Origin of the sequence: Pseudoalteromonas sp. BSi20495 (assembly GCF_000241185.1) — a bacterium.
Taxonomy (GTDB): domain Bacteria; phylum Pseudomonadota; class Gammaproteobacteria; order Enterobacterales; family Alteromonadaceae; genus Pseudoalteromonas; species Pseudoalteromonas fuliginea.
Genome location: NZ_BADY01000046.1, coordinates 85,694 through 101,674 on the forward strand (window position 1 = coordinate 85,694; position 15,981 = coordinate 101,674).

A 15,981-nucleotide genomic window follows, 5' to 3' on the forward strand; every position below is an offset into this window, starting at 1 on the left:
AATTAAACCTTATTTTAAAGTTTATTTTGGTTAACCAGTTGGTGTTTTTTATTGCGTAATTTTTCTAAATACTTTCGTTGAGACTTTTTTATATGCTTAGCAATCCACTTTGTCATTTTAGGCGTAAGCTCTGGTACAAAGTTATGACCCATACCATCTATAATTTTTAACTTCGATTTTTTAATGAGTTTAGCCGTTTTTTCACCTTCAATAGATGGAAAAACTATATCGGCACTACCATGAATAATTAACGTAGGCGCTTTTATTTTTTTTATTAACTGGGCTCTGTTTTTACTGGCTGCTATGGCTATTAGTTGGCGTTTATAGCCATTTTGATTATATGAGCGGTCAATTATTTTAATTGCATGCTCTTTTAATAACTCTTCACTTTGTGGGTAAGCTGGGCTACCAATAAGTTGGTTTAAGTGAATGTTGTAGTTTATAGCGGCACTGCGCGTTAGTGTTTTTGGTTGCAGTTTAGATACTTTTAAAAATACCTTTAAACTTTTTATTGTTGGCTTAAAAGTAGAGCTACTCGACATTATTGTGGTTAAGCTAAGTACTTTCTTTTTATGTTTTGCTGCAATAATTTGGGCAATCATCCCACCCATTGATGCGCCAACTAAATGCGTTTTTTTTATTTTAAGTGCAGCCATTAAGGCGAGTACATCATCAGCCATATCATCAAGTAGGTAAGGAATATTCGAGCGTATAGGTAAGTACTTACTTAACCATGTTTTAAATAAACTAGGATTTTTGTAATCATCTAAATGGCTAGATAACCCGACATCACGGTTATCAAATCTAATCGCTCTAAAGCCTTTTTTTACTAAACCATAATAGAGCGAGTCTGGCCAAACTATCATTTGCGCCCCAAGCCCCATAATTAAAATAATAGCTGGTGCTGTTTTATCGCCTTCATCTTGGTAGCTGAGTTTAATACCTTTTTTAGTCTTAATAATAGCCATGGCAAAGTGAGTGTTAGCAAGCTTTGTGAGGAGTATAGGGCAGCTTTATTACATTTAATTTATGGTAGGTGGGAGGGGGAGTTGCCATTTTTTTAAAATAGCTTGGTACTTGCCATTTACCTTTAGCGTTTTTAGCCCTTTTGATATTGCGATGGCTGTTTGTTCATCAAACTGGTTATTAGTAGCAAGATAGAGGGTTGAAGGAAAATCAGTTAAATGAACTCGTTTAGCTATTAAGCTAGGATCAAGCCCGGACATTTTTAGTTCATTATTTAAAGTAAGTGTATTCACTACAACAAAATCGATACGTTTTTTGTAGAGCATTTGCCATAGCTGCTGATAATAACTAACTAAGATTAAATTTTTGTCTTCTTCGAAACCCATATCTTTTAAATATTTGGCGCTCGTATAACCGCGAATGGTTGCTACTTTGTAAAATTTGGCGTGATTTAAATGGCTAATATTATCTTTATGATCTTTTAAACTAACTAAGTACGCATCTGTAAAGTATATCGCACCTAACCATTTAAATTGATTTTGCCTAACAGGGGTTTTTAAAAAAGAGAGCATAATAGTATTAGGGTTGGTTTTTAATTCATGGGAAGCACGCGCCATAGGCATTATTTCAAACTTCGCGTTTAGCTTAGCTTCTCTTAATACTGCTTTAGCTATATCTACCGAGGCTCCGTCTGCTTCACCGTTTTCGTTTTGAAAATGATAAGGGTGTAAATCTTCGGCAATAAAGGTAAGTGGACTAGTTGCGTTTACCGTACTACAAAACATAAATACAAAGGCATTAACTACAATACGCAAATACATAGCAATAATCTTTTTAACTACAATGTCTTGAGTTTAAAGACTCTTGTCTGAAATATATACTCAAATGTATGAAATAAGTAAATTTTATATTGTAGGTTTATTTACCTATTTGCATTTTAAAATACTTAATAGGGCTATATGAGTACCAGCGTTTAAATGCCCGATTAAACGAACTCTGATCTTTAAAGCCGAGTGATAAAGCTAAATTGGCTAAGGATTGTGTTCCTATTAATAAGGGAATACGTCTTTTACGCTCTTGTTCGAGTAATATTGCAAAGGATGTTTGCTCTAGCTTTAAATGCCGTTGAAGGGTCCTTGGCGTGATATTTAGCGCATTTGCAGTACGTATTAAGTCGCACTCTTGCAAGTCGGTTTTTACCATAAGCATATGGTTAATTTTTTCGCTTACATGTTGCTGGCTTTTAAAGTTAGAAAGCTGCTGCTCTGATATTTGCCTAAGTGCTAAGTGAACTGCTGCGTTATCGGTTTTAAATGGCAGGGTTAAATAACTACTCGGGAATGAAATTTCATTGTACTTAGCGTTTATGCTTACAGGGCAATTAAACCACGTAGCCAATGTATTTAAATGTTCTTTTGAGTAGTGATGCGTAAAACATATTGAACTAGGAGATAGTTTGGAGTTAAGTAATTGACGTATTACACATACCCAAGCAGTCATATTACGCAAAATAACCTGTTCGTTACAACTTGGATGCGGTAGCCAGCGAATAATTGCAATATCGCCGAGCTGCTCAAATTGTGATTTACCTATGTCAGCGACCAAGCTGTCATAATTTAAAAGTACCTGTATAGCACTGGCTAAACTATCGCTTGATTCTATTAAGTAACCTAAAATTCCAAAATTTGCTGTGCGAATATGCTGCCCAAGCTTAAAGCCGAACAGGGGATCGTTAAGTGTTTTTTGTGAATATTCAAGTAATGCGTTGTAACTAGTTAAGGTAATACGAGGTGCGAATTGTCGTGCTTTATTATCACTGTACTCAGTAAATTTGATGGCCTTCAAAGCCACTTCATTGGCTATACCTTGGCTTTGTAAGTAATCAAGAGTACTTGAAAAGTAATGATCAGCAAGTGAGTACATTTGTCGTCTAAAGCTAAAAAATGGTCGTGTATGAGCAAGTCTGCCATGTAAAATTTTATTATGCTAGGACCTATTGACCTTTGGGGATTAAAGTTTGTTCTATTTAGGGGCAATTTAATCGCAGCGCGAGGTTTGTAACCTAGAAGGCTAAGTACCTACTCATGTGTTACCGATCTGGCTTACATCCTAAAAGCTGAGCAAAGTTCTGTATCCTGCTACCGCCCCTAGGACTAACTCAAGGGGAGATCATGTTTGGTATTTATACTGCGTTATCGTCTATTTATGGGAAATAACCACACAACATGGGCGCAGCCTTGCCTAAAAACCAAGCATACGGCTGCAAATTTAACTTAGAAAGATAAACGGGCCCTAGGTGAATAATTTTTAAGGTTATAGCAGTGATATTAATAAATTTAAAACAAAACCTTGCAGCTCCTCCCACTGAAATAATTAATGTGTTGCTTGATCATGAACGTTTAAATAGGTTTTTTAACGCTCAATTTTTATTATTGAAACCGCAAAATTGCGGGCAGATAAACGGCGGAAAAGGAGCCGTGAGGCAAGTTAGAACATCAGGGTATACTTTTACTGAGCAAGTTATAAGTGCTAGCGGTAATCACATTTGCTATCAAATTGTGGGCAATCAGCCTGTGGCTGCTCATCAAGGTGATATTTATTTAACTGTTATCGAAAAGCAGGCATTTATCTCTACTGAGCTTACTTATTCTATACAGTGTATTTCACCTTGGTGGATGCCCAGTTTTATACTTAAATTTTTCATTAAAAAAGATATTAAAAACGCACTTACAAAATTAGAGCGCTATTTTAAGGAGTGCACAACATGAGTGTTGAAATTATTTTACTTGCCTTAAGCCCTGTATTTTTAACCTTTGTAGTATTTGAATTTATAGCGTTTAGGCGTTATTACAGTATAAAAGACAGCCTAGCTAATACGGTTTTGGCTTTAATACATCAAGGAGCAGATGCGCTTTCATTAATTATACTCATGCCGTTTTTTTATTGGCTTTACGGATACCGCTTGTTTGATATAGAGCTTTCTGTATTTTCTATTTTATGTGCTTTTTTATTGCAAGACTTTTTGTACTATTGGTTTCATAAAGCATCACATCATATTCATTGGTTATGGGCGGCGCATGTCGTACACCATAGTTCCACTAAAATGAATTTTACTACCGCGTTTAGGCAAAGCTTAATGTATCCCTTGGTGGGCATGTGGATATTTTGGTTACCTATGATGTTGATCGGGTTTGACCCAATGACAGTCCTAACTGTTGTGGCGCTCAACTTGGCGTATCAGTTTTTTGTGCATACACAAATAGTGAATAAGCTTGGTTGGTTTGAAAAGGTGTTTAATACACCTTCTCATCACAGAGTGCATCATGCAATTAATGCAGGCTACCTGGATAAAAATTTTGCGGGTGTATTAATTATTTGGGATAAATTATTCGGCACCTTTATTGAGGAAGACCCAAATAAAACCTGTAAATATGGCATCGTAGGACAGTTAAAGACTAACAACCCATTTAAAATAACATTTCACCAATGGGACTATTTGATAAAAAGCATTTATAGAGTAAAAGGCATTAAAGCAAAGCTAAACGTTTTATTTGGTTACCCCACATGCTCTCGTAAATCCTAACTATTTTTTACTTCTTGGTGCGCCTAGTAGAATAAAAGTATGGCAAATACATACAGACAAAAACGCGCTAATGCCAAGTGCGCCGCCATAGCCATCGAGCCTTGGAACTAAATACTCAAAGAGTATTGAAAAAATAATGGCTGAGTTAGTTACAGTATATATACCAAAGCGATGTGGGGCGCTCATGCCTATAAATGTGCCGCCAAAAAACACAATGCTGTAAAGCTCAGGGTTTAAGTTAAGCACGCTAAGAAGTAGATAGGCAACAATGGAAAGCGCAGCTGATGCTCTTATGGCATCAAAGCGATTATGTTTTGCTAAAAAAAACGTTAAAAATGCCCCTAGCAGCGCAATTAACGGATATTCAAGGCTCATAATACAATCCCTTTAGCTAATACAAATATTGCAACACTTGCAAAAGCAACACCACCTAACTTGCCGCCAAAACCAGTAAATAAGTTCATAGTAAGCACATACAAACTAGCACCTATAAGCGAGATAATTACAATCTCCCAATAACTAGTAATTAAATTAGTCGAGCACATGCCAGCAAAACTACCGGCATAAATAGCAGCATAAGGGTGATTTTTAACATTTTTAGGAAACGGTATAAACGAGCCAATGAGCCCAGTTAATGCGGCCGAAATCACTAATGGAACATTAAATGTTGTATGCATCACAAAGCAGGATATAAAACCTATAAAAAAAGTGATGAAATTTTAAAGATAAGAATTTAATCATAGTCCACGCATTTTAAAGTAACCCTTTTTGGTTTTAAAGCACTGCCTGCAAATATAATTGCATAAGTATTCACTAACTTTAATAAGGTTGTTTATTAATCATTTTGAAAGTATTAAATATGCTTAATTATATGGCTGTTAATGTTCTATAAATTAAGATTTATGTATAATGCGGGTAATTTAGTATATTAAAAGAGTTAACCAAGGGTAATTTATGTCTAACTGTTTGCATTTAGCTATTCCAGCTGGTGATTTAAAAGTCACTAAAGCATTTTATTGTGACGTACTTGGTTGTAAAACCGGTAATAGTGAAGAGGGTCGCTGGGTTGATATCGACTTTTGGGGTAACGAGTTAACATTGCATCAAAGTGTTGAGCGTCTTCCTACAGTGCGCCACGACGTAGATATGGGCGCTGTAGCTGTACCGCATTTTGGTATTCATTTATCAGAAACCGACTTTAACGCGTTAAAAGTACGAATACAAAGTGCGGGTATAGAGTATCTTGATAAACCTTACCGTCGCTTTATTGGTGATGAGTTTGAGCAAGAAACATTTTTTATTGAAGATCCAAATGGCAATGTACTTGAAATGAAAACCATGGTTAACCCAGAGGTTTTATTTAAAAAAGTATAGTTTTTCACTCGTGCTATTTAAAGCCACTTTTTATAGTGGCTTTTTTGTGGGCTAGCTATGTAGCTGAGTTAATACTTCGCTAGGTGTTTTATTAAAGAGGCGTTTAAACTCACGGCTAAACTGCGATGGACTGGTATAACCTACTCTTAACGCGGCTTCATTGGCTTTACTGCCGCTGGCAGTAATGAGTTCTTTTGCTTTAGCCAAGCGTACTTTTTTTAAGTACTGTAGAGGGGATTCAAAGGTAATTTGCTTAAAGGCGCGATGAAACGACGATACACTCATGTTTACATCTTCCGCCAAACCTTCAACAGTTATTTGGTTTGCATAACTACTGTGCATAGTGGAGAGCGTACGTGCTATGCGAGCATAATGCCCATCATGCATCGCAAGGCCTATTAAAGTGTTGCCTTGAGGGCCGCAGAGTACGCGATATACCAATTCTTTTACTATATCTTCGCCAAATATCTCTGCCTCAAGTGGGTTATTTAAAACAGTCAATAACCGATGAGTAATGAGCTCCATTGCTGTACCTAGAGTTGCCGACTGCACTGCGCCAATTTGTGCTGACGACGATGACGCTGAAAGAGGCTTATGCTGCATTATTTGATTAACGAGTTTGTGTAGCATTGCAGGGTTTATATCTATGGCAATGCCCATAACGGGTAAATCGTTATCGGTAAATGCTTCACATTCTAATGGCACCGGTACGCCAAGGACTAAGTAGTCGCCTGCGCCGTATCTTATTTGATGTTCAGGAAAGTGAATTATTTTATGACCTTGTCCAACAATAATAATACCTGAGTTATATATAAGCGGCTGACGCGGCGAGCTTTTAGTTGCTCGATGAAAATACACGCCTGGAATAATAGTTTCCATGGTGCCTTCAAAGCTGAGTAATTGATTATGCTCGGCGTATTGTTGCAACATATTGGCTATGGTGGGCATAAAAGGCATCTTTAATTGAGTGTATTTTACGTAAAATAACAACGTTGATAGTTTTAGGCAAGCTTTTGCGAGTTATTGGGCTTTTTTTATGTTTGTTTTACCATTAATATGCACACATCGATACTTTATTAGGTAACTAAGTAAAGTACTCAGCAATTAACCGTCACCTAGGAGCAAAATAATGAAATTTAGCTACGTAAATCCAACACTTATCCAGTTCGGCCAAGAACAAATTGCCTCACTAACTGATTTGATCGCAAAGGATCAAAAAGTACTTGTAGTATACGGCGGCGGTTCAATTAAAAAGAACGGCGTGTACGACCAAGTTGCTGCAGCACTTGAAGGCTTTGATTGGGTAGAGTTTTCGGGCGTTGGTGCTAACCCAACAATTGAAGTATTAGACCAGGCAGTAAAAATTTGTAAAGAACAAGGTATCGACTTTGTATTAGGCGTCGGCGGCGGTTCAGTAATCGACGGCGTTAAATACATCGCAGCATCTGCAGTTTATGATGGCGAAGGTTGGGATATTCCTACTGGTAAACATAAAGTAACTAGCGCATTACCTATTGGGGCAGTACTTACTCTTCCTGCTACAGGTTCTGAGTCTAACCAAGGTTCTGTTGTGAGCAAAGCTGCGACTAAACAAAAACTTCCGTTTATGTCTCCTGCGGTACAACCTAAGTTTGCAATTATGGACCCTGATGTAATGAAAACATTACCACAGCGCCAACTTGTAAATGGTTTAGTAGACGCATGGGTTCATACCTGTGAGCAATACTTAACATTCCCAGCAGGCGCACTTGTACAAGATGGCTACGCAGAAGCACTATTAAAAGCGCTTAAAACACTGGGCGATAACTTTGAAAACCAAGACGACGCATGGCGCGCAAACCTTATGTGGTCTGCTAACCAAGCACTTAATGGTTTAATTGGTTCTGGTGTATCGCAAGATTGGGCTACGCACATGATTGGTCACGAGCTTACAGCCGCTTACGGCGTTGATCATGCACGTTCACTTGCTATTGTTCAGCCTTCTTTACTGCGCAACCAATTTGCAGTTAAAAAAGCAAAGCTTGAGCAAATGGGTAAAAATGTGTTTGGTCTTGAGCAATCTGACGACCTGGCTGAGAAAACAATTCTAGCGATTGAAGCGTTTTACCACAGCCTTGACGTAGCGACCCAGCTTACTGAGCATGGCGATGATAAAGCTGCAGCTATTGACAATATTATTGGCAAACTTGAAGCGCACGGCATGTTAGCACTTGGTGAAAACCAAGCTATTACGCTTAAAGAAAGCCGCGAAATTTTAGAGCAAGCAGTCGCTTAATTTTCAAAGCTAAGCGCTTACTTAAATATACTAAGTAATACGTTAATAAAAAACCGTCACCTTTAGGTTGGCGGTTTTTTTTATGGATTATTATAAATACTGCGTTGCTAATTAACCAATAAATTCCATGTTAATGTTTTTTAATGATGATAGTAAACTGTGTTCAACGGTTAGGAAAAACCTAACGATTAAATAAATTAAAGCAGGACTAAAACTCATGAAATTACTAAACACATTACTTAGCTCAAAAGCAGGCGTAGCAGCATTAATTTTACGAGTGCCAGTTGGCCTTATTTTAGCGGCGCATGGTGCACAAAAGCTATTTGCTTGGTTTGGCGGTTACGGGCTTGAAGGCACTGGGCAGTGGATGGCGAGTATTGGTTTAGAGCCTGGCTATTGGTTAGCAATGATGGCAGGTAGCGCTGAGTTTTTTGGTGGCATTGCATTAGCAATTGGTTTGTTAACGCGCCCTGCTGCTGTAGTTTCTGGCTTTACTATGCTGATTGCTATTTTTAGCGTACATATTAGTAATGGCTTATTTATGGCAAACAATGGTTATGAATATGCATTAACGTTACTTGTTGTAACTGTGGTTTTAGCAATTCAGGGAGCGGGAAGTTTTTCGCTTGATAACGTATTAGTTAAAAAACTAGCTAATAAATAGAGTTTTTAAATTAAAAAATAGCGGCCAATTTGGCCGCTATTTTTGTTTAAATTATTTAGCTGAAAAAGTTAAAGAATAACTGTACTGCTTTTGCTCAAGTAAATACTCTTTATGAGTACTTGGGCTCCATGAATCATCGCCACCTACACCCATATGTTGATGATCAATGTGTACATGTACGCAATCATCAGCAATTAGTTCGTTAGTATGTTTTGCTTGCGTTAGCGTACTTTGCGAATACTCGCTGGCTGCAAACAAAAACGCGCCAGTCACGGTTAAGTTATTAATACTCAGCAATTGGCAATCGCTACGCAGGCCATTATCAGTTGGGAATATATACGGTGTATGTAGCTCATTTAAGCTCAAGCTGTAATAACCTAAACGAGCTGCGGCTTTGCGATCTGGGTAGTTTTCAAAAGGCCCTAAACCTAGCCAGTTTACTTTTGTATCGCTTTGTTTGTTAAGCGTTGTACTTAGCCCTATGCGCGGCATTGGCGGAAGTGTATCGTTTAAGTGTACGTCAATATTTAAGCTAATCTTACCGGTATTATTTAGTGTATATAGCCACTGTGTTTGAGCCTGTAGCACGCCATTAAACTCGTAATTAAATACACAAGTAATACGTACATCAACACTTGATTTCACGGCGTGAATTGAGCTACATGTGCGCTGCCATTGCCCTATACCTGCACGTAACCAACGAGCCTCCCATGCATTAGGGTCTAGGTTGTCTACTTCGCTTACACCAATGTCGTTATCAAGTGGGGCACGATAAAAGTTATCAACCAGTGGGCTACTAATAACTTGGATATCGTTTTGTAACCACTGCTCTATAAGCCCTGATTGCTTGCTAAAAACAAGTTTAAATTTATCGTTTTCAATACATAGTTGAGAGTCGGTTTCTCTAACACTTATAGCGCTTTGATCTGTAGTTGATGCAAATGATTTACTGTTTAAATTATTACTATTTATAAGCTTAAACTGCTCGGTGTTTAATATATGTTCTGCACTTGCAAAGCTACAATCGTTAATAAGTGCTACATCTAAATTAAGGTGATATTGCGCACCTTGCTCAAACGCTGTTTTAGTTTTAATCGTTAACGTGTGTGTACTTTGCGGAGCAATATTAATAATTTGCTCGCCTTGTTCAACACAGATGCCATTTTGCATTAATTGCCAAACGAGCTTTTCGTTATCGGTGTGTCTAAATACGTAATCGCTAAATACATCAATGGTGTATTGATTTTTAGTTTGCTCGCGCAGCGTAAATTGTAAATGCTGCTGGCTGTATTTTGCTTCAAATAGGCTAGGGTGCGGCGTGCGATCTGGAAATAATAACCCGTTTATACAAAATTGGCGGTCATTTAGTTCATCACCAAAGTCGCCGCCGTAAGCCCAATAATGCTTGCCGTTTTCGTCTGTTTTAGATAAACCTTGGTCTACCCAATCCCAAATAAAGCCGCCTTGTAGGCGTGGGTATTCTCTAAATGCTTGCCAGTAATCGTCAAAGTTACCTAGGCTGTTACCCATTGCATGGGCGTATTCACATAAAATAAGCGGGCGAGTCTCACCTGGTAGGCTTAGCCACTTTTTAATAGAGTATTTAGGTACCGCATCGTCTTTAATATCGGTATCTACACGGGCGTACATTGGGCAAATAATGTCGGTAGCCGTTGTGTTTGCGCCGCCGCCTTCGTATTGCACTGGGCGAGAAGGGTCAAAGCTTTTTGACCAGCCGTACATGGCATCATGATTTGCGCCGTGTCCGCATTCGTTTCCTAGTGACCAAATAATAATTGAGGCGTGGTTTTTATCGCGCTCAACCATTTGTGTATAACGCGACATAAATGCGCCAGCCCACAGCGGATCGCTTGCAAGCCTGCCCATAGGAAACATGCCATGGGTTTCTATATTGGCTTCGTCCACTACGTATAAACCGAGCTCGTCACATAGCTCATAAAAACGAGGGTGGTTAGGGTAGTGAGCAGTACGCACGGCATTAAAGTTATTTTGCTTCATCAGCTTAATATCTTCAATCATATCGGCGGTGCTTACTGTGTGACCGTTTTCTGGGTGGTGTTCGTGGCGGTTAACACCGCGTATAAGTAACGGTTTGCCATTTACACACAGTTGCCCGTTAAGCATTTCTACTTTTCTAAAGCCAATGTTGTAAGCTTCAACATCTACTGTGTTGCCTTGATCATCAAGCAGGCTTAAAACACAGCGGTATAAATAAGGGGCTTCGGCGCTCCATTTTTTAGGGCTTTGTATATCAATTGTTTGAAATACAACATCGCTCCAGCCGCCTTTTTCATCAACACGTTTATTATTAGTGCTTTGTATTTGCGGCTCACACAGTGCTTGCTCATTATCAAAAACTTGCACTGCTATTTGGTAGTTATTTGGCGCATTAATCGCCGTTTTTACATGTAGCGTTGCATCGCGATAGCAAGCGTCTAAATCGGGGGTTATAAACACATCACGTATTTGGTTTTGTGGTTTTGTAAGTAAGTTAACATCGCGGAATATACCGCTTAGCCACCACATGTCCTGATCTTCTAAATAACTGCCATCGCTCCAACGAATCACCATAACCGCAATACGATTGGTGCCTGCAACTAACAGTTCGCTTAAATCAAATTCGCTTGGCAAGCGGCTATCTTGCGAGTAGCCCACCCATTGACCGTTACACCAAAGGTGAAAAGCCGAGTTTACGCCTTCAAAAATAATATGGTTACGCTGCGCTAATTGATCCGCTGTAATAGTAAACTCAGTGCGGTAACAGCCTGTAGGGTTATCGCTTGGTACAAAAGGCGGGTTAACTGCAAATGGGTATTTAACATTACAATAAATAGGTTTATCAAAGCCGTGTAATTGCCAGTTAGAAGGCACTGTAATGCTTTGCCAGTCGCTGTTTAGTGTTTCACTTAGCAACGATTCATCAACCGCTTCGGGTTTATCAAATAATTTAAAATCCCACTGACCGTTTAAACTTTTTTTTTGCGATTGTGTGTTAGTACGGGCATGGTCAACGCTTTTAAATCCATTGAGTGGGCTGTGCGCTTTTACTTGATTAACTTGTACTGAAATTGGGTTTTCCCAATCGCGGCGATTAATTATGTGCTGTAAAGAGGTCATGTTTATCCTATTGCATAAGCGGGCAATTATAATGCGCTAAATATAGCTAAAAATAATCGCAGGGGTTATGCTTAAAGCTCTCCTTTATTTATCCAAAACTATCATTGTAATTATGCGCTATAACATTAAAGACATACTCGATATTGGCCCGCACTGCACAGAGCGCTTTATTGATTCGCAAACGCTCGCGCAAATGGCAAACCTTGAAATAGCACTTGCGGGTTGCTCAAACCTATCGGGTCGTTATTGCGTAGCACGCTCAGCACCGCTAGAACATACACTTTTTTATACGCTTGCAGGGCAGGGTAAATTAACAACACAAAATGAGCAGTACACACTTAATGCCAATACACTTATTGTGCTACCAGCAAAGCAAAGCTTTGAAGTGAAAATTGATGCTGATCATTGGGATGTTATTTGGTTAAACCTTGCAAATACTAAACGTTGGCAGCATTTAAACTTAGCGCAAGCATTGGTATTAACCGAGCAAAAACTTGAACCGTTACACCTTGCTATGGAGCTTTTATACAGCGAGCCTAATGCTAATTTACGCGAAAGCGTAACGCCTATTTTAAGTCATTACTTAAATGCTACGCTGCAAAATAACTCTCAGGGTGCGGCGCATAATCGTTTAATTAGTTTGTTTGAAGAGGTAGACAAGCGCTTGCAGTTTGATTGGACAATAGAGGTAATGTGCGAACATGTGCATTATTCATCGCCGCATTTACACCGTTTATGCCAAGCCCAATTTGGTAAAAGCCCAATACAACAACTTATTTATTTACGCATTGAACGGGCTAAAAACTTATTGTTAAACACGGCTTGGCCAATTTCGCATGTGGCAAATTATGTGGGGTACTCTAATATTTTTAATTTTTCCAAACGTTTTAAGAAGTCGGTAGGTGTGTCGCCAAGCGAATTTAGAAAATAACGTTAGCGGCTCTCTACATTTGAATAAATTTAAGGTATTGTGCGATTTCTTAAATTGCATTTTAGAGTTTTAGGTAGGTAATGCGCTCAAACCGTTTTTTAATAGTGATATTATTAGTGCTTGTACACAGCTTTATTAGCTGTGATGGCGCTGCGTATCATTTGCAAGAAGATGTTGATCACGTAACCAGTTCGTTATCGCAAGGCGACTCCACAGCCGATGATAACCAAAGCGATAAAACATCAACTACCGAAATTCATGCCCACCAACATTGCCATTGTGGCTACAACAGCACCTCTAGCCATTCAATAAGCCCTGAGCAAAGTAAAGCAACTTCGCCTGCGTGCTATAACGGGTTAAATTACCCGCCAGATGTACCGCCACCAAATTTTTATAGCTAGTTTCTAATTTTAAATACTTTGTATATTAGAGCCTGCGTTTATGCGCTATTAGGCTAGTTATATGCATATTTAGGTTACTTGATCGCGCTTGTTTTTAAAGTAGGCGTAGTGATTAAGTTAACTCTGTTTGTTAAAAAACGGACACGCTATATGAATAAAAAACCAATTATGCTGGTGGCGCTAATGTGCGCGTTACCTGCTTTTAGTACTTTGGCGAATGTTAAAACATTAACCCTTAAACAAGCGCTGAGTAATACCGAACAACAAAATCCGGTATTAAAACGCTACCCGTATCATCAAAAAATATTGAGTGCGCTTAAATCTCAAGCTGCACTTTCGCCTAACCCTGTATTGAATGTTGAAGCCGAAAACTTACTTGGCACTAACAAGGCGCGTGGCATTCAAGGCGCTGAAATAACACTCGGGCTTAGCCAGCTAATAGAGCTGGGCGATAAGCGCCAAAGCCGTATTAATTACGCAACCGCCAATATTAAAGCCCAAGCAATACAGTATGAAAATACCCGTTTAGCGTTATTGGCAACCACTGCTGAGCGATACTATCAAGGGCTTAAATTTCAAACATTATTAAGTTTGAACAACGAGCGTAAACAGGTAGTTACCCAGGCGCTTAAAGCGATTGAACAAAGAGCCAATGCGGGTGCTGCGTCGCAAGCTGATGTAACGCGCATGCGTTATGCACTTAGCCAAGTAGAGCTTGATAAAGCCATGCTTAATAGTGAATTTGAGCGAGCAAGTTTATCGCTTAACGAGCTGTGGAGTGAGGATCAACCCTACAACACTTTTGCTGGCAATATTAATGCAATTACTGCGCTTAAATCAGCGCAAGCACTTTTAGATGCGGTTAACCAAGCCCCTGAATTTGCATTATTACAGCAGCAATATTTACAGCAAACAGCTAACTTAACACTGCAAAAAGCAAACGGACAAACCGATATTAATATAGGGGGAGGCGTGCGCTATAACCAACAAAGCGACTCCAGCTCATTAGTGTTTTCGTTTTCTATGCCACTGCAATTAAGTAATTCAAATAGCGGAAATATTGCAGCTGCAAATAGTCAGCTCATGCTTTTAAATGAGCAGCAAGGGCAATTGCGCATCCAGTTACGCCAGCAAGTACGTACTTTGTACGCTTATTATCAAGGTCGAGCTAATCAGGCAAAGCTATTATCTGATCAAATTATTCCTCAGGCACAAACATTGATTGAGCAAAGCTTAAAAAGTTATCAACGCGGACAAATTTCGGTGTTGCAATTACTTGATGCTCAACAAGCACTTTTTGATTCTAAACGCACACTAATTACAACTCACGCAGAGCTGTACCAAGTGCTACTTACTCTTGAGCGTTTAACAGGCCAATCTTTAATTGAGACTCATCAATCATGAATAAAAATATAATCGCATTACTAGTATCACTTTCGTTTGCCTGCAGCTTTGTAAGCACTGATGTATTTGCCTCTGCTGAACATGGCGAGTCAGGTCATAAAGAAACAGAGCAACACGAGAAAAAACAAGGTCCACACGGCGGCTTTTTATTAACTGACTCTAAATTAACCCTTGAGCTTAAATTGCAAGAATTTGCAGGTAATGTTGAGCTGCGCGTATACGGCTATAAACAAAATAAGCCAATTAATATAAACGACTTAAACATAACAATGAGTTTAAAGCGCTTAGTTGAAGGGTCGCAAAATATACAGTTTGCAGCTGAGGGCGACTATCTTGTTAGTACGCAATCAATTAACGAACCACATTCGTTTGCACTTGCCGTTACTGCTAATTATAAAGGCGAGAGCATTAGCTATGAATACGACCAACACGAAGGCCGTACCACGCTAACAGAGCGAGCCATTGAGCGCGCAGGAATTAAAACCGAGATAGCGCAAAGTGGTGAAGTGGATATTACCGATACGCTTTTTGGCGTTATTGCACCAACACAACATGGCACGGTAGAAGTAATGGCGCCGTATACAGGATTGATCAGTGATATTTTTGTAAGCATTGGTCAAAACGTTAAAAAAGGCGAAGTACTTGCCAATGTAACCAACCGGGAAACACTGCAAAACTACCCTATTAAAAGCCCAATTAGTGGTGTTGTAACCGAGCAATACTTAAAGCGTGGCGAGCTTGCAAGCACCAGCGCACTGATGCAGGTAGTTAACCTTGATAAAGTGTGGGTTGAGCTGTCGGCTTTTCCTGAAAACATTGAAAAACTAGCCATTGGTCAAAGCGCTAAAGTGTACGACTTGCATCATCATTTAAATACGCAAGGCAAAGTGTTTTTTATAGCCCCAATGATGACTGGCGGGCACATAGCGCGTGCCCGTATAGAGCTTAATAACCCAGACGGGCATTGGCGCCCAGGCATGCATATAAATAGCGATGTAAGTGTGGCTAAAATAAATGCCAGCGTGCGTGTAAAGCCACAAGCAATTCAAGAATTTAACGGTCAACCCAGTGTGTTTGTTCGTAAAAATAATGTATTTGAAGTGCGCCCCGTTACCTTAGGTGCAAAAAATAGCGAGTGGGTAGAAGTACTTACAGGCTTAAACGCAGGTAGCGAATACGTAACAGACAATAGTTATGTCATTAAAGCTGATATTTTAAAAAGCGGCGCAAGCCACGCTCACTAGG

16 protein-coding genes are annotated in these 15,981 nt (G+C 39.2%); 9 read left to right on the forward strand and 7 right to left on the reverse strand.

Annotation, left to right across the window (positions count from 1 at the left end):
• Nucleotides 1-14: 14 nt before the first annotated feature.
• The 3 genes from P20495_RS13570 to P20495_RS13560 all read right to left on the reverse strand — a co-directional run bounded on the left by P20495_RS13570 (nt 15) and on the right by P20495_RS13560 (nt 2,889).
• Nucleotides 15-968, reverse strand: coding sequence for an alpha/beta fold hydrolase (locus tag P20495_RS13570; protein ID WP_008135106.1), 954 nt, complete (start codon nt 966-968; stop codon nt 15-17).
• Nucleotides 969-1,022: 54 nt separating this feature from the next.
• A complete protein-coding gene (locus P20495_RS13565; protein ID WP_008135107.1) occupies nt 1,023-1,787 on the reverse strand; it encodes an ABC transporter substrate-binding protein in 765 nt (254 codons plus the stop codon).
• 97 nt (nt 1,788-1,884) lie between these two features.
• Complete coding sequence (locus tag P20495_RS13560; protein ID WP_008135108.1) at nt 1,885-2,889, reverse strand: AraC family transcriptional regulator; 1,005 nt, start codon at nt 2,887-2,889, stop codon at nt 1,885-1,887.
• Between the two features lie 398 nt (nt 2,890-3,287).
• Here P20495_RS13560 and P20495_RS13555 point away from each other — a divergent pair, with 398 nt between their 5' ends.
• Together P20495_RS13555 and P20495_RS13550 are read left to right on the forward strand one after the other, a co-directional pair.
• Complete coding sequence (locus P20495_RS13555; RefSeq protein ID WP_008135109.1) at nt 3,288-3,734, forward strand: SRPBCC family protein; 447 nt, start codon at nt 3,288-3,290, stop codon at nt 3,732-3,734.
• A complete protein-coding gene (locus tag P20495_RS13550) occupies nt 3,731-4,549 on the forward strand; it encodes a sterol desaturase family protein (RefSeq protein ID WP_008135110.1) in 819 nt (272 codons plus the stop codon). Before P20495_RS13555 ends, P20495_RS13550 begins: the two co-directional genes overlap by 4 nt.
• Here P20495_RS13550 and P20495_RS13545 read toward each other — a convergent pair whose 3' ends face one another.
• The gene (locus P20495_RS13545) at nt 4,550-4,924 is read right to left on the reverse strand and encodes a hypothetical protein (protein ID WP_007378224.1); all 375 of its coding nucleotides are present in this window, start codon (nt 4,922-4,924) and stop codon (nt 4,550-4,552) included.
• Nucleotides 4,921-5,226 (reverse strand): hypothetical protein, encoded by a 306-nt coding sequence (locus P20495_RS13540; RefSeq protein WP_007378225.1) that lies wholly within the window; start codon nt 5,224-5,226, stop codon nt 4,921-4,923. The genes P20495_RS13545 and P20495_RS13540 overlap by 4 nt, the downstream gene beginning before the upstream one ends.
• 277 nt (nt 5,227-5,503) lie before the next feature.
• Here P20495_RS13540 and P20495_RS13535 point away from each other — a divergent pair, with 277 nt between their 5' ends.
• Nucleotides 5,504-5,923 carry a VOC family protein gene (locus P20495_RS13535; protein ID WP_007378226.1) on the forward strand — a complete coding sequence of 140 codons (420 nt, stop codon included), beginning with the start codon at nt 5,504-5,506 and terminating at the stop codon, nt 5,921-5,923.
• Nucleotides 5,924-5,974: 51 nt separating this feature from the next.
• Here the strand turns inward: P20495_RS13535 and P20495_RS13530 are convergent, their stop codons facing one another.
• Entirely contained in the window at nt 5,975-6,871 is an 897-nt protein-coding gene (locus P20495_RS13530; RefSeq protein ID WP_008135115.1) for an AraC family transcriptional regulator, read from the reverse strand.
• A 181-nt stretch (nt 6,872-7,052) separates the two neighbouring features.
• Here P20495_RS13530 and P20495_RS13525 point away from each other — a divergent pair, with 181 nt between their 5' ends.
• Nucleotides 7,053-8,198 (forward strand): iron-containing alcohol dehydrogenase, encoded by a 1,146-nt coding sequence (locus P20495_RS13525; protein WP_007378228.1) that lies wholly within the window; start codon nt 7,053-7,055, stop codon nt 8,196-8,198.
• A 217-nt stretch (nt 8,199-8,415) separates the two neighbouring features.
• Nucleotides 8,416-8,862, forward strand: a complete 447-nt coding sequence (locus P20495_RS13520) for a DoxX family protein (RefSeq protein WP_007378229.1) — start codon at nt 8,416-8,418, stop codon at nt 8,860-8,862.
• A 51-nt stretch (nt 8,863-8,913) separates the two neighbouring features.
• Here the strand turns inward: P20495_RS13520 and P20495_RS13515 are convergent, their stop codons facing one another.
• Nucleotides 8,914-12,000, reverse strand: coding sequence for a beta-galactosidase (locus tag P20495_RS13515; RefSeq protein ID WP_008135120.1), 3,087 nt, complete (start codon nt 11,998-12,000; stop codon nt 8,914-8,916).
• Nucleotides 12,001-12,112: 112 nt separating this feature from the next.
• Here P20495_RS13515 and P20495_RS13510 point away from each other — a divergent pair, with 112 nt between their 5' ends.
• The 4 genes from P20495_RS13510 (at nt 12,113) to P20495_RS13495 (ending at nt 15,980) form a co-directional block, all read left to right on the forward strand.
• On the forward strand, nt 12,113-12,931 hold the full coding sequence (locus tag P20495_RS13510; protein ID WP_008135122.1) for a helix-turn-helix domain-containing protein: 819 nt from the start codon (nt 12,113-12,115) through the stop codon (nt 12,929-12,931).
• An 80-nt stretch (nt 12,932-13,011) separates the two neighbouring features.
• Complete coding sequence (locus P20495_RS13505; RefSeq protein WP_008135125.1) at nt 13,012-13,332, forward strand: hypothetical protein; 321 nt, start codon at nt 13,012-13,014, stop codon at nt 13,330-13,332.
• Nucleotides 13,333-13,482: 150 nt separating this feature from the next.
• Nucleotides 13,483-14,736 (forward strand): TolC family protein, encoded by a 1,254-nt coding sequence (locus P20495_RS13500; RefSeq protein ID WP_008135127.1) that lies wholly within the window; start codon nt 13,483-13,485, stop codon nt 14,734-14,736.
• Entirely contained in the window at nt 14,733-15,980 is a 1,248-nt protein-coding gene (locus P20495_RS13495; protein ID WP_008135129.1) for an efflux RND transporter periplasmic adaptor subunit, read from the forward strand. The genes P20495_RS13500 and P20495_RS13495 overlap by 4 nt, the downstream gene beginning before the upstream one ends.
• The last annotated feature ends 1 nt before the right edge of the window (nt 15,981 follow it).